The 14,494-nt window shown below is 70.6% G+C and carries 13 protein-coding genes; 7 read left to right on the top strand and 6 right to left on the bottom strand.

Annotated features, from left to right (window positions below; translation table 11 throughout):
* Positions 1-29 precede the first annotated feature (29 nt).
* Positions 30-3,503, bottom strand: coding sequence for a S8 family peptidase (locus SLINC_RS39680; protein WP_079164951.1), 3,474 nt, complete (start codon positions 3,501-3,503; stop codon positions 30-32).
* A gap of 835 nt (positions 3,504-4,338) precedes the next feature.
* On the opposite strand from SLINC_RS39680, the gene SLINC_RS50105 reads away from it, so the two are divergent.
* From SLINC_RS50105 to SLINC_RS39700, 4 genes are all read left to right on the top strand, one after another.
* Positions 4,339-4,473, top strand: coding sequence for a hypothetical protein (locus SLINC_RS50105; RefSeq protein ID WP_257785208.1), 135 nt, complete (start codon positions 4,339-4,341; stop codon positions 4,471-4,473).
* Positions 4,474-4,718: 245 nt separating this feature from the next.
* Positions 4,719-5,414: a response regulator gene (locus tag SLINC_RS39690; protein WP_067446230.1), complete on the top strand. Its 696-nt coding sequence runs from the start codon at positions 4,719-4,721 to the stop codon at positions 5,412-5,414.
* 109 nt (positions 5,415-5,523) lie between these two features.
* Positions 5,524-6,228 carry a class I SAM-dependent methyltransferase gene (locus SLINC_RS39695; protein WP_067443264.1) on the top strand — a complete coding sequence of 235 codons (705 nt, stop codon included), beginning with the start codon at positions 5,524-5,526 and terminating at the stop codon, positions 6,226-6,228.
* 54 nt (positions 6,229-6,282) lie between these two features.
* On the top strand, positions 6,283-6,699 hold the full coding sequence (locus SLINC_RS39700) for an HAD family hydrolase (RefSeq protein ID WP_257785193.1): 417 nt from the start codon (positions 6,283-6,285) through the stop codon (positions 6,697-6,699).
* Positions 6,700-6,790: 91 nt separating this feature from the next.
* Here SLINC_RS39700 and SLINC_RS39705 read toward each other — a convergent pair whose 3' ends face one another.
* On the bottom strand, positions 6,791-7,300 hold the full coding sequence (locus tag SLINC_RS39705; protein WP_225988450.1) for a DUF1269 domain-containing protein: 510 nt from the start codon (positions 7,298-7,300) through the stop codon (positions 6,791-6,793).
* A gap of 184 nt (positions 7,301-7,484) precedes the next feature.
* Between SLINC_RS39705 and SLINC_RS39710 the strand changes: the two genes are divergently transcribed.
* Entirely contained in the window at positions 7,485-9,200 is a 1,716-nt protein-coding gene (locus SLINC_RS39710) for an MFS transporter (RefSeq protein WP_067443266.1), read from the top strand.
* 21 nt (positions 9,201-9,221) lie between these two features.
* On the opposite strand, the gene SLINC_RS39715 is transcribed toward SLINC_RS39710, so the two are convergent.
* The 4 genes from SLINC_RS39715 to SLINC_RS39730 form a co-directional block, all read right to left on the bottom strand.
* On the bottom strand, positions 9,222-9,935 hold the full coding sequence (locus tag SLINC_RS39715) for an SDR family NAD(P)-dependent oxidoreductase (protein ID WP_067443267.1): 714 nt from the start codon (positions 9,933-9,935) through the stop codon (positions 9,222-9,224).
* A 165-nt stretch (positions 9,936-10,100) separates the two neighbouring features.
* Complete coding sequence (locus SLINC_RS39720; protein ID WP_067443268.1) at positions 10,101-10,724, bottom strand: TetR/AcrR family transcriptional regulator; 624 nt, start codon at positions 10,722-10,724, stop codon at positions 10,101-10,103.
* A 91-nt stretch (positions 10,725-10,815) separates the two neighbouring features.
* Entirely contained in the window at positions 10,816-11,784 is a 969-nt protein-coding gene (locus tag SLINC_RS39725) for an AraC-like ligand-binding domain-containing protein (RefSeq protein ID WP_067443269.1), read from the bottom strand.
* 620 nt (positions 11,785-12,404) lie between these two features.
* Positions 12,405-12,851 (bottom strand): anthrone oxygenase family protein, encoded by a 447-nt coding sequence (locus tag SLINC_RS39730; protein ID WP_067443270.1) that lies wholly within the window; start codon positions 12,849-12,851, stop codon positions 12,405-12,407.
* Between the two features lie 92 nt (positions 12,852-12,943).
* Between SLINC_RS39730 and SLINC_RS39735 the strand changes: the two genes are divergently transcribed.
* Both SLINC_RS39735 and SLINC_RS39740 read left to right on the top strand, forming a co-directional pair.
* Complete coding sequence (locus tag SLINC_RS39735) at positions 12,944-13,522, top strand: TetR/AcrR family transcriptional regulator (RefSeq protein WP_067443271.1); 579 nt, start codon at positions 12,944-12,946, stop codon at positions 13,520-13,522.
* Between the two features lie 192 nt (positions 13,523-13,714).
* A complete protein-coding gene (locus tag SLINC_RS39740) occupies positions 13,715-14,461 on the top strand; it encodes a phosphotransferase family protein (RefSeq protein WP_067443272.1) in 747 nt (248 codons plus the stop codon).
* Positions 14,462-14,494: the final 33 nt, after the last annotated feature.

The raw sequence follows: 14,494 nt of genomic DNA on the forward strand, positions 1-14,494 counted from the left end.
GGACGCGGGCACCGACACTGGCCGTGGGGCTAGCGCACCGTGCGGTACGCCGTGCGGATGGTCTCCGCGGCGGTGTTGCCGTCGGTGTCGGTCAGGGACGCCCGGAAGGAGACGGTGCCGGGCTTCCTCGGGTGGGTGAGGGTCAGGTACCGCTTGCCGGCGCGGTCCATGTGGATGCCGACCGTCTTCCAGGTGCGGCCGCCGTCGTACGACACACGCACGGTCAGTGCCTTCAGGTGGCCCTTGGCCGCGGCGGGGCCCTGGAGCGACAGCGGCACCGTGACGCGGGCGCCCGCCTTGGCGGTGTCGGTCAGGCTCAGCTTCGGGTGGAAGCGGACGACGGAGAGCGGGAAGGGGACGCCCTTGGTCTCACCGTTGTCGCGGGAGGTGAAGGTCCACACCGCGTCCACGTGGCCGCTGGTCCGGTAGTCCTTGGTGCGGTCGGTGCTGATGGACAGCCGGTAGCGCGTCGAGGCGGCGGGCAGGCCGCCGTAGACGCTCAGGCAGGTGTCGTCGGTGGTGGAAAGGAAGACCCGGGAGCCGGAGCTGAGCCGTGTGGTGATCGTGGCCTGGGGGACGTAGGCGAAGTTGCCCGGGCCGTCGGAGAACATCGGCACGCATACGTAGGAGTACCCGCCGAGCCGTTTGGCCCCGGTTCCGGACGCCGGTGCGACGGCCGGGCCGTGCACGCCGCCGTTGAAGGCGACCCGGTACGTGCGGCCCGGCTCGAAGCGGCGGGCGGTGAGGAAGGAGGCCGTGTCCTCGTTGTGCGAGCCGTTGGCGATCCGGGCGCCCAGGTTCCAGCGCAGGCCGCGGTCGGTGCTCAGGTACTGCACGAGCGAGGCGGTCGGCGCCGGGCGCTGGAGGCCTTCCGAGAAGATGGACGCCCGGTCGAGCTCCGCCCAGGCCGGAGTGGACCAGCTCACCTGGGGAGCGGCGGCGGCCCGGGTCAGGGTGGTCGCGACCGAGGTGTTCACCCGGGCCATGTCCCGGGTGGTGGAGAAGGCGCGGTTCAGGCCGGTGAAGAAGGAGCCGGCACGGGTGGCGACCAGGTTGTACGTCGGTGAGGTGGCGGTGCGCTGCCAGATCCCGCCGAACTGGGCGACGAAGGAGCCTGCCGCGGTGCCGGAGCCGATCTGGCCGAGGGCGGTGTCACCGGCGTCGACGGAGTTCCCGCCGACGTAGTCGTAGGCCGGCTTGGCACCGTGGGCCGCGAAGAGGACCTGTGCGTCGCGCGAGGTGGCCCGGCGGTCGGGGGCGGTGACCTTCACCGGCTTGGCCCTGCGCCCGTCGAGGGCGAGATCGGTGTCGTGGTCGAGCAGTAGGCGGGGGGCCACCAACAGGGCAGTCTTGCCCCGGGGGTCGATGGTCTGGGCGTCGATCACATAGTGGCCCTTGGGCAGCCGCACGCTCGCGGTGCCGTCGGGGTGGTTCCTGTCGTCGTCGAACGGCGTGTACTGCTTGCCGGTGTCCAGGTTCGCCACGGTGACACTGGGTGCGTCGTCCCGCTTGCCGTCGCGGCGGGTGACGGTCAGCTTCAGCTTGTACGACTCCACTTCACGGATGACGCCCAGGGCGGTGCGCACGCTCTGCCCGTCGCCGCTCGCGGTCACCGCGCCGGAGTAGGCGCCGTCCACGCCGCCGAGCCGGGTGTCGGCGGTGACCGTGGCCTGCGCGGTGCCGCCGGCCGGGACGGTCAGCCGGGCCGGGGAGACCGTGAACATGCCGCCTGGTGCGCTGCCGCTGTCGGGGCCGGTGACATCGGAGGTCAGGTCCAGGGTGACGGGCTCGGGGCCCGAGTTGCGGTACGTCAGCGTCCGGGCCCTCGGCCGGTCGTCGTCGTGCGGCCAGGAGGCGGTGCCGAAGCCGACGGAGGCCGGCTCGGTGGTGACGTCGGTGCCGGTTGCCCGGGTCAGGTCGACCCGGCCCGCCCCGACCTCGTACGCGGTGGTGCCGGTCAGCGGCTTCGCCGAGGCGGTCAGCGCGGCTTTGATCCGCTCGCCGGTCCAGTCGGGGTGCTCCTGGGCGAGGATCGCGGCGGCGCCCGCGGTGTGCGGGGTGGCCATCGAGGTGCCCGACATCGTCACGTATCCGGGCGCCACCTCCTCGCCCTCGCTGCCGTGGGCGGCCCTCGCGGCGACGATGTCGACACCGGGCGCGGCGATGTCCGGCTTCAGGGCGCTGTCCGCGGTCGGGCCGCGGCTGGAGAAGTCGGCGACCTTGTCGTGCCGGTCCACCGCGGCGACGGTCAGGGCCGACGCGGCCGAGCCCGGAGTGCCGACCGTGCCCCCGGAGGGGCCCTCGTTGCCCGCGGCGATCACGAACAGGGCGTGGGAGGAGGCCGACAGGTCGTTCACGGCCTTCTCCAGCGGGTCCACCGCCGGGGTGTCCACGTCGCCCAGGCTCATGTTGACGACCTTGGCGCCCTGCGTCACGGCCCACTGCATACCGGCGATGATCGCGGAGTCGGATCCGACGCCGGTGTCGTCCATGACCTTGCCGACCAGCAGCTTCGCGCCGGGCGCCACGCCCTTGTACGTGCCGTGGCTCTTCGCACCGGAGCCGACGATGGTGGAGGCGACGTGGGTGCCGTGTCCCTGCCTGTCGTCGGTGGAGCTCGTGCCGGTGTCGGAGTCGGAGAAGTTCTTGGCCTTGAGGATGCTGCCCTTGAGGTCCGGGTGGGTGGCGTCGACACCGGTGTCCAGGACGGCGACCTTCACACCCTTGCCGTCGTAGCCCTGTTTCCAGGCCGCGGGGGCACCGATCTGCGCTACCCCGCCCTGGGGATCGGGAGTGCCGCTGTCCTCTACGGCAGCCTCGACCCGCCCGTCGAGCCACACCCGGTCGATGCCGGGCGCGGCGGCCACGGCACTGCCACCGGTGACCGTGTCCGTCAGCGCCCGCCACACGTCGCCGGCGTCCGCCTTCTCGGCGGTCAGCGCCTCGCCGCGGACGGCGGGCAGCACCCGCTCGACCTCTGCGTCGGCTGCGGCCAGGGCATGCCGGGCACCAGCCTGGGCGCCGGTACCGCCCCGATAGGAGACGATCAGCGGCACCTGCTTACGGTGGGCGTCGTCGTAGCCGTCCTTGACGAGCTGCGTGATGTCGAACAGGCGGCGGTCCAGCCGCCCGCTGCCCAGCAGTTGGGTCGCGTCCTGCGGGACGACGTAGGTGTGCCCGGCGAACCGCCGTATCGAGAAGCCGATGTGCCCCCGGCCCTCGCCGCGCCGCATACCGGTCACCCGGCCCGTGCCGTCCATGCTCACGGTGTCACCGGTCACCAGCGTCACCCGGGTACCGGCCCCGGCTGACCCGCTCGCCGCTCCGGCCGTCAGGTCCGCCGAGCGGTCCGCCGACGGGTCCGCTGCCACTGGGGTGACGGCGGTGACGGTGAGCCCGACAACCGCCAGCAGGGCCGGTATCCCGTATGCGGCACTCCGCGCCGTCAGTCTCTTGCCGATGCGGCTGTGCTTGTTCCGCACTGTGCTCTCTCGCTTCCCCATAGGTCGGTGGATGGGTCCGGACGAAGCCCGTCCGCACGGGCGGCCCCGGGCCCACGCAAGGGGGGCGCGTGAGCCGGGGCCGCTTGAGCCGTCGGCGGGGGAGTGCCGTCAGCCGTGATCGAGTCTTGGCCCGCGGGGGCATTGGTCAGTAGCCCCTCACGGGCGCTGAAAAATCGGGCCCGGCTCCTGTTCCTGACAGGTCTCGGCCGTTCGGCCGATCCCGCTGTGCCGGTGGGGGATCAAGGTCGCGCCGTGGATCTCCTCAGCAGCGTGCGCGCCCTCGGCACGCCTTCCGGACCGGATGGCCGTCGCCGGGACCCTCTGAAGGTGTCCGGCATCGTCCTTCTGCTGGCGGCAGGCGCGGACGTGTTGTTGGCCGCTGTCGACGGCGGTTCGTGGTGGCCGCAGCCGGTGGTGTTGCCGATCGGCCTGGCCGCGCTCCTGTGGCCCGTCGCGCGGCGGCCGGCATGGCTCACCGTGACGGTGCACACCGCCGTGCCCGCGGTCTTCTCCGGGGCCGTGACGGCGGCCGTGTTCTGGTCCGGACAGGAGGCGCTGTCCGGACCGGGCGAACTCGCGATCCTGCTGTGCCTGCTCCTGGTCGCGGTGCGTGACTCCCCGTGCGGTGGGCGGCGTTGTGCGGTGTTCTGGACGGTGCGGCCGCCGGAGTTGACGGGTACCTGCGCGTGCTGGACCAACGCCGCGGCGTGGCGGTCACCGAGACCCAGCGGGCCGAACGCCTCGCCATGGCGGCCGACCTGCACGACTTCGTGGCCCATCACGTCACCGGGATCCTGGTGCAGTCGCAGATGGCGGCCATGCGCTGGAGGTGGCGGTGCGCGACGACGGCCGTGGCGGCACTCGGCTGCCGCCCACCGCGCTCGGCGGCGAGCTCCGTACGGGACCCCGAGCCGACCGCCGGGGCTGGGAAGTCATGGCGATCCTGCCGACGGAGAAGACGTCGTCGTGAGCGCCTAGGTACGCCCGGACCCGTGACGTTCCGTCATCCGTCCTCCGCCGTTCGGCCGAGGCCCCTCCCCTCGCGGTGATCGCTCGTGGCCGTTCGGCCGAGGTGGCGGTCCTGCCACGAGGGAAGAGTGGAGCCCGGTCCACGCCCCGACCGCATGAGTACGCGACGGCACCGCACGCATGCCCGCGCCGTCATGCGGCCCGGTCGCGTGGACTTTTCAGGTGACCGGAACAGGAGAGATGAACATGGTGATCCGGGTGGTCGTCGTGGACGACCAGGACATGGTGCGTTCGGGGTTCGCGGCGTTGCTGTCGGCGCAGAGCGACATCGACGTCGTGGGGGAGGCTCCCAACGGTCGCCTCGGCGTCGAGGTCAGCCGCGGCACACACGCCGACGTGGTGCTGATGGACGTACGGATGCCGGAGATGGACGGGCTGGAGGCGGCGCGGCAGCTGCTCGATCCGCCGCCCGGCGTGGTGCACCGCCCCAAGGTCCTCATGCTGACCACCTTCGACATCGACGACTACGTCTACGAGGCCCTGCACGCCGGGGCCAGCGGCTTCCTCCTCAAGGACGCCCCGGTCGCCGAACTCGTCCAGGCGGTACGGGTGATCGCCGCAGGTGAGGCGCTACTCGCCCCGTCCGTCACCCGACGCCTCATCGAGGACGTGGCCCGGCGCCGCCCCGCCCCGCGCCGGAACCCGCGGGTGCGGCTGAACGGCCTCACACCCCGTGAGACGGAGGTGCTGATGCTGGTCGCGCAGGGCCTGTCGAACGCGGAGATCGCCGCGAGGCTGGTGGTGGCCGAGCAGACCGTCAAGACCCACATGACCCGGCTGCTCGCCAAGCTCGGCGCCCGCGACCGTGCGCAACTCGTGGTCATGGCCTACGAGTCGGGGCTCGTCGCCCCGGGCAGGCCGCACCCGGCCCCGGGCACGTAGCACCCAGGTGGGACACCGGAGTTGGCACCCCGGTGTGACGTGTGCGCACCGCTCCGCGCCTTAGCGTCACCGCGCCCTGACCAACAGACCGGTTTCGCACGGAGCACGCATGCACCAGCACATCGACATCGACATCGACCACATCATCGGGCTCTACCGCACCTACGCCCATGATCTCGACCGGGTCCGCGAGCAGCAGCGGAAACTGCTCGCGCCGCCGACCTCGCTGAAGGCCCAACTCGACGACCTGGAGGCGGAGATCACCTACCTCCTGCTGCGCGAGGCCCGCCCGGAGACGGTGGTGGAGATCGGCACCTTCCACGGCTGGTCCACCACCTGGCTCCTCCAGGCACTGAAGGACAACGGCACCGGCCACCTCTACTCGTACGACATCGTGGACCATGTCGCGCGCAACGTCCCCGAGCGGCTCCGCACCGGCCGCTGGACGTTCACGCAGGGGGACGCGAAGGAGAACCTGGAGAAGATCCCGGACACCGCGGACTTCCTCTTCATCGACGCGGCCCACTCGGCGAGTTTCGCCCGCTGGTACATCCAGCACCTGCTGCCGCGCATGCGGCCCGGCATACCGGTGTGCGTCCACGACGTCTTCCACGGCCGCAGGCCGCTGCCGTTCACCGAGGGCGCGGTGGTCCTGCGCTGGCTCGCCGAACAGGAGAACCCCTACTTCACCGTCTCCCGGGCGCACGCCCCCGAGACACACCACCGCCTGAACGACGTCAAGAGGACCCTGGCCCTGGGCCACCCCCTCCGGGACAGCAAGGACAACCCCATGATCTTCTTCACCCTGCGCTGAGGCACCGGAGTCAGAAACTGTCCTACCGCTCCAGCTCGGGCCTACCTGGCACAGGTGGCCGGGCTGACCGGGGCCGTCCACGTCGGCCGGGCCGGACATCGCACGCGACCTCATCCTCGGTCTCGACGTCCCCGACTACCGATCGCGGTGGCCAGCAACGGGCCTCGTGTCCTCCTGGACAAGTCGCTGGCCCACGGCGGGCTGTCCCGATGGCTGCCGGTCACGGTCTCGGGTGACGATGTCGCCTCGCCCAAGCCGCACCCCGCCTGTTACCTCGCCGCCTGCACGGCACTGGGCGTCGAGCCCGCGAGCGCGCTGGCTGTCGAGGACTCCCCGGTCGGCGCCCGTGCGGCCCACGCCGCCGGGATGACGGTGCTCGGCGTGGGCGGCCTGACCCGCGGACCGTACGTGCACGCCCACGCACCCGCCCTCGATGATGCCGCGCTGCGGAGCTGGTTCGCCGGGTGGTGAGCGGCGGCTGTCCGGCGCAGTGCGCTCGCTCGGCGCGGCACGTCCGGTAAGTACATCGCCGGCAGTGGTGTGACGCCGCCCGGAGCAGGGATCAGGCAGTCGGTCCGCCGGTCCAGGCGGGGTGGGGGTTGATCGCGGCGCGGAGCCGCTGCTCCTCGGCCAGGGTCAGTGAGGTGTGCAGGAGGTCGCCGCCGTACGGGGCGATCCGGGGCAGCACCTTCTCCTCGGTGGCATCGATGACCAGGGCGATCACGGCGGCACCGCCGGGCTGAAGGCGGTGGCCGAGCTGGTTGATGAAGTCCGTGTTGTCGTCCTCGTCCGCCGATACGGCCGCGGTGACACCGCCGGTGGCGGCGCCTGTCGCGGCTCCCAGCAGCGGCTGGAGCAGCAGCAGCCCGATGAGGCCGCCCCAGATCGCGCCGGAGACCGCTCCGTCGACCCCCGGGTTCTCCGAGGAGTGAATCTTCACCTTGCCGCCCTCGTCGCGGGTGACGAGGACCGCGTCGGCGAGGTGCGGGGAGCGTTCGGTCCTGAGGATGTGCAACTCGGCCGGCATCTGCTGAGCGGTGGTCTCGTCGCGGTAGGCCGGTGACGTCTTCACTCCAGACTATGCCGAGCGACAAAGTCAATCACATGACAAAGTCGCCTTCCCGGACTCGTTCTTTCGACTTGGTCAGGTGATAAAGTCTGTCGAACGGAAGGCGCCGCATGCCTTTCGACCCGTGCGCCCACGCCTGCCCGTGAAGGCACCGCGCGGACCCCTCGGCGGAAGGACTGACCTGGCCATGCGTGTATTCATGAACGAACCGGTCGAGAGGATGGACGGGCCCTACGCCCGGCGCTGGTGGGCTCTGCTCGTGCTCTGTCTGAGCCTGCTGATGATCGTGATGGCCAACACCGCTCTCACGGTCGCGGCCCCCTCCATGACCCAGGACCTCGACCTGACCAGCACGGACCTGCAGTGGGTCATCGACGGCTACACCATTCCGTACGCCGCGCTGATGCTGCTGTTCGCTGCGATCGGCGACAAGTACAGCCGGCGCGGTGCGCTCGTCCTCGGGCTCGTCCTGTTCGGTGGGGGAGCGATAGCGGGTTCACTCGTCGACAGCGCGGTGGGGGTCATCGCGGCCCGTGCCGTCATGGGTGTGGGCGCGGCGCTCATCATGCCCGCCACGCTCTCCCTCGTCGCCGCGACCTTCCCGCGCGCCGAGCGGACCAAGGCGATCACCTTGTGGGCGGGCACCGCCGGTATCGCCATCGCAGCCGGCCCGCTGATCGCGGGCATGCTGCTGGAGAGCCACAGCTGGCAGTCCACCTTCCTGATCAACGTTCCCGTGACCGCCCTCGCCGTCGTCGGCGCCTTCGTCCTGGTACCGCCGTCCAAGGCCACGCAGAGCCCGCGGATCGACTACGTCGGTGGCCTGCTGTCGGTGGCGTGGATCGCCGCACTGGTCTTCACGCTCATCGAGGCCCCGCACGGCTGGGACGCCAAGACGGTCACGGCTACGGTCGTCACGGTCGTGGGACTCGTGGCGTTCGTCCTGTGGGAGCTGCACCACCCGTACCCCCTCCTCGACCTGCGCCACTTCGCGAGCCGCACGTTCACGGGTGCCAACATCGCCGTCGTACTGTTCCTCCTCGCGATCTTCGGCGCCTTCTACTACGTCACCCAGCACCTCCAGTTCGTCCTGGCATACGACGCGTTGGAGACCGGCCTGCGCATGCTGCCGCTGGCCGGCGCGGTCTTCGCCGGCTCCGTGCTGACCGGCTACCTCACCCCGCACTTCGGCCAGAAGGTGACCATCGTCGCGGGCATGGTCGGCGGCACGGCGGCACTCGCGCTGCTCACCCAGATCGACAAGACGTCGTCGTACGGCGATTTCGTGGCGCCCCTCATCACGCTCGGGTTCGCGATGGGCCTGGCGCTCGCGCCCTGCACGGACGCGATCATGGGCACGTTCCCGGAGGAGGAGCTGGGCGTGGGCAGTGCGGTCAACGACACCTCGCAGGAGCTGGGCGGGGCGATCGGCATCGCCATCCTCGGTTCGGTGCTGTCGACCTCGTACTCGTCGGGCCTGTCGGACGCGACCGCGGGCAGCCGACTCCCCGCCGACGCACTGAGCCAGGCGCAGGACTCGGTCGCCGCCGGGTACGGGGTCGCCCAGGGCATCGGCGACCAGGCCCGCCGGCACGCCGAACAGGCGGCGCGGGTGAGTGACCCGCAGCAGGCCGCACAGCTCAAGGAGCAGTCCGGCCAACTCGCCGACGGCGCTCACCGGATGGCCGACGCGGTCGGCTCGTCCTTCGCGGACGCGGTGGCTCACACCAGCCTGGTGGGCGCGGCGATCCTGGGAGTGGGAACGGTGTCCGTGGCCTTCCTGCTTCCCGGCAAGGGCCGTACTGCGAAGGCGGGAGCGGAGAGCGGTTCCGAACCCGGGGAAGGGACCGGGGCCTCGGCCGCCCTGGAGAAGGAGCCCGAGTTCACGGGACCGAACCCATGATTCCCGTGGCGCGGGTCGGCCCTACCGGGAGGCCGGCCTCCGGAGGATCAGGGAGGACACCGGCGTGGGCAGGACGCGCAGGGCGCGGACCAGGGCCGCTGTGGTCCAGGGGAAGTACGCCTGTGCCGGTTCCTTCTCCAGGGCGCGTACGGCGTACCGCGCCGCACGCTCCTGGCTGATCTGGAAGGGCTTGGGCAGGCCGTCGGTGCTCACCCGGTCCGTCGCCACGAAACCCGGATGGAGAGAGGTGAACCGGATGCCTCGGGGCGCCAGTTCCACACGCGCCGCGTCGAGGAGCGTGCGCGCTGCCGCTTTCGCGGCACCGTAGGGCCCCTGGCGGGGGACACCGATGAGCCCGGCCGGCGAGTTGGTGTGGGCGATCAGACCTCCGCCTGGCTGGCTTCCCAACTGCTGGACCAATGGGACCAGGTAGTTGACGACGACGCCGTAGTTCAACGCCATGATCTGTGAGATCTCCGCCACGGAGACCTCGTCCATGGACATGTCCGGGCCCTGGCCGGCGTTGAGCAGTGCCACGTCGATGGAGCCGTACGTGTCGACGGCGGCGGTCGCCACGTCGGCGGCCGATCGAGGATCGAGGGCATCGCCGGGAATGTCGAGGCACGCGCTGCCCGCGGCTCGCACCTCCTTTGCGGCGAGTAGGCGTGTCACCTCGGCACCGATGCCCGACGAGGCCCCGACGACCAGAATCGTCCGGCCGGTGATGCGCGCCATGGTGTCCCTTCGGCCAGAGGCTCATCCGTCACAGGACGTGCCCGCCGCCGCCACGGTACGTGGGGACTGTCTCCGCCACCTCGTCGCCCTCACTCAGGGCGCACTGTGTCGTCGGCGGTGCCGTGGCCGGGGCGCACCAGGACCGTACGAGTGCGCCCGCCGCCGTCAGCTCGAAGGTGCGGACACCAGCTCCAGGCGGCCGCCGGCCATGGCCACCACGGCGGACACGAACGCCTGGAGGCAGGCGTACTCGGCCTCCTCGTCGGGGTGTGAGAGGCGCTGCATCGTCAGCCCGTCGAAGCCGGCGAGGAAGAACCGCGCGATCGTTTCGGCAGGCTGGGCGAGGGACAGACCGGTGCGCTCGGCCGCCTCGGCCACCAGACGCGCCGTCACCTCGGTCACGCCCCGGTTGTGACTTTCCAGAGCCTCACTCAGGGCGGGGGAGCGGAGCGCGAACATGGACAGTTCCGTGAGGAGCTGGTGGCTGGCGGGCTGCTCGCGGACCGTCTGCCACAGGGCGGCGGCCAGCGTGGCGACCGTCTCCTCGAACCCGGCGCCGGCCGGGGCCGCCCCCTCGACCTGCGCGATCAGATCCTGGGTGAGCTGCTCCATGACGGCGCGGTACAGCCCTTCCTTCGTACCGAAGGTGTAGTGGACCGTGGCCTGGGCCACTCCCAGCTCGGCGGCGATGGCACGTGTACTTCCCGCAGCGACTCCCTCCCTGGTCATGTAGTCGATGGCCGCTTTGATCAGCTGAGGGCGGCGCTCGGCCGCGGGAACGTGAGCCATGGCTGCATGATACGTGACTTAGTCTCATGAACCAGTCGATCGATGAAGTCATTGGCAGCGGCGTCCGGCCGGCGCGGCCGCGCGGAGGCCATTACGTGGAGGGGCGGGCGTGGTGCTGGTCGCGCCAGGTCCGAGGCGAGATTCCGTACGCCTGTTTGAACACCTTGCTGAAATGGGTCGCGTCCACGAAGCCCCAACTCCGTCCTATGGCTGCGATGGTCCGCAGCCGGCCGTTCGGGCCGGCCAACACTCGTCTGCATTCGGCCAGGCGGCGTGCGCGGATCCAGGCCCCGAGGCTGATGCCCGACCGGGACAGCACCGCGTAGAGGTGACGTACGGAGATGCCGTGGGCGGCGGCTATCCGTGCCGCAGACAGATCGGGATCAGCGAGGTGCCTGCGGACGTACTGAGTGATCCGCAGGGTGAGCGTCGCTTCCAGTGGCTCCTTGGCCAGGTCGGCGCTGCCGTGCTGGGACGTCAGGACGGCCCGGAGGAGTTCGACGCTGGGTCCCACGACGGCGTCGGCGTGCACCCCCTGGTGCAATTCGTCGCTGACGGCCAGTTGGGAGAAGTAGGTGAAGGCGAGGCGCGCAACAGGGTTGTCGGGTCCCAGACGGACCGCGGTGATGTCGCGCAGCAACCGGTCGGGGAGCGCGAGCGCCGCGCGGGGGAAACGAATGAAGCGGTAGTCGACTTCCTCCTCGAAGACATGGGTGTAGGGAGCGACCGATTCGTAGACGGCGAATTCGCCCGCTCTCAGCAGACACTCGCGACCGTTCTGCACCACCATGCTGCTGCCCGTCATCTGCACGCCGAGGGTGACGGCCGGCTCCTCGTCCTCCCGGGCGAGCCGCTCCGTCCGACGGAGGGTGACCGCGGTCGCCCACGCCGAACAGATCCTGATGGGCCCCACGGAGCCGAGCCCTATGCGAACGGAGATGTCCTCTGCCGCAGGACGGTGGTCGATGTCGACCGCCACCATGGATTTCCACACCGCGTTCCGGACTACTTCCTCCCGGTCCCGCGGCGGTATGAACGCCGTGTCCAGGACCGGGCTCATGAGGCAGGCCCTCGTCCGCGTCGGTGACAGAGCCGGACTGGCATGACCGCAACCTGTTCCCCCACAAGTCCCCCCTCCATATGGGCAGTTCCCGACATCAGCTTGGCAGGACTCTCCCGCTGTGCAACGGCTTCGACGGGGGACACGCAGGGCCTGCCCTCAGGGCGCGTATCGGGTCTTGATCAATGAGCAGGCTTTTCCCTCACGCTGATCTTCGATCCGGTAGATCGTCTTGCACGACAACGTGCGCAACTGGCCGACGGAGAATGGGAGTTCATCGAGCCGTACCTGCCGATCGGCCTCGCGCGGGGGCGTCCTCGGTGTGCTGCCCCTTCCGCCCTTCCGAGGGCCCCTTCTTGCTGGGCCTTCTCCTCCTCGGCGATCAGGCCCTCCAGCAGGGCCTCGAAGACGTCGGCGTCGCGCGCTACGACAAGATCCCGGAAAGCTACCTCGCGGGCCTTCATCTGCGTGCCTCGGTGGTGATCGAGGAGCGTAGCTTGTCGGGATCGCAGGTGTGGACTCTCAGCGGCAGCCGCATGCCCGGACGTCGGGATGTCGGTGGCTCACTGCCGCCCGGGGAGTGGGATGGTGCGCCACCGGCGCCGCGCCGGCCCGCGGGCTCAGGTGAGGGCGGCCGCCAGGCAGGCGAAGGCGGCGATGATGACGGCGACGCGGACGTAGTGCCAGCGGTCCCAGCGCTTCATCTGCTCCTTCCAGTCGGCCGGCCGGCTGCCGGCGGTCCACGTCTTGACCCGGTTGTTGATCGGGACGAGCACCAGGATCGACATGAGCACGCTGACGATCAGCAGCGCGGCGGCGGTCACGACGAGGCCGGTGCCATCGTCGTCCCATCCGGCGAGGGCCCAGGCCCCGACGAGGACGAGCGAGCCGATGTACCAGAACGGCATCACGGCGCCGCCCAGTCGGGCCCCGTGGACGCGGCCGCGCAGGCCGTTGTCGCCGGGGAGTGCGTTGAGGATCGGGTTGCTGAAGAAGGGGACGGAGAACTCCACCCCCACCAGCACGCCGACGATCACGATGGTGGCGACCTCGAGTGCGTTGAGCATGATGACCCCTTTTGATATCTAGCATCGCTAGTGAATGAGGCAACGCTAGTACTGCTGCCGCTCGATTGTCTAGCGGTGCTAGGATCTGAATCATGTCGGTACAGGAACGCAAGCAGCGCGAACGGGCGGAGCGCGAGCGCCTCATCGTGGCCACGGCCCGCGAACTCGCCGAGCAGCAGGGCTGGGACGCGGTCACCACCCGGCGGCTCGCCGAACGCATCGAATACAGCCAGCCCGTCCTCTACAGCCACTTCCGCGGCAAGCGCGAGATCATCGGCGCCGTCGCTCTGCAGGGCGCTTCCGAGATGGCCGTGGCGATGCGGGCCGCGACCGCCGCCGCCGACGGCCCCCGCGCCCGGGTCACCGCGCTGGCCCGCGCCTACCTCGCCTTCGCCGAACGCCACCCGGCGGTCTACGACGCCCTGTTCCAGCTCGACGGCGGCCTGGCATACGCGCAGGAGGACACCCCCGAACCGTTGAAGGACGCCTTCGCCGCGCTGCTGGAGTGCCTCAGCGAGGTCGCCGGGGACGGCGTGCGCCCGGAGCTGTTCACCGAGACGTTCTGGGCGTCCCTGCACGGACTGGCCACCCTGACCCGAGCCGGACGGCTACCGCCGGAGGACACCGAGCGCAGGACGGAACTGCTGGTGGACCGGCTCGCCATGCTCTGACACACCGTCCCGGACGGCACACGGCCGGCGTCCCCACACGGCGAGCCGCAGATCGCGAAAAGTGGTGGGCCTGGCCTGGTCAGCCGTCGGTGTCGTGCACGAGGCCGCCAGATAGCGGGACGCGGTCAGCCGCGTCATCGCACGTGATAAACCCGGCGACGTCGGCGATCATCCCCGGGATACTGGTCGCCCATGGATGAGGTCAAAGTCGTTGTCGCCCATTCCGAGCGCGCGACTCTGCGCGTCGGTGACGTGTTCCTGAAGGTGGACGCCGATCAGGCGCGCATCGATGTCGAGGTCGAGGCGATGGCCCTGGCGCCGGTCCCGACCCCGGAGGTCCTGTGGCACAAGCCGCACGTGCTCGCGATCGCCGCACTCCCGGGGGCGACGATCGGGCGCCTCGGCGGGCCGTCGACCGGGTCACCGGCGGCGTGGGCCGCGGCGGGCGCCGCCATCCGGAAGCTGCACGACGCGCCGCTGCCGCCCCGGCCCGGCGGGGCCGGCCGGAACATCGTCGCGCTGGCGGCGGAACTCGACGACGAGTGCGAGTTGCTCGTGAGGAACGGCCTCCTGCCCGCCGACCTGGTCACCCGCAACCGCCAGGTCGCCGAGGCCGCGCTCCGACCGTGGACTCCAGTGTTCACGCACGGCGACCTGCAGATCGCGCACGTCTTCGTCGACGGCGATGAGGTCACGGGCATCATCGACTGGTCCGAGGCGGGCCAGGGTGATGCCCTGTACGACCTCGCCACCTTCACGCTCGGACACGAGGAGCATCTCGGTGACCTCGTCGCCGGCTATGGCACCGACGCCGACCTCGACGTGATCCGCGCGTGGTGGTCGTTGCGAAGCCTGCTGGTGGTTCGCTGGCTGAGCGAGCACGGCTTCGACCCGTTCGCGCCGGGCTGTGAGGTCGACGTGCTGAGATCCCGGATGTGAGGCTGCGCGGGCCCGACTGCCACGTATGCGTTC

This window comes from Streptomyces lincolnensis (assembly GCF_001685355.1).
Classification (GTDB): Bacteria; Actinomycetota; Actinomycetes; order Streptomycetales; family Streptomycetaceae; genus Streptomyces; species Streptomyces lincolnensis.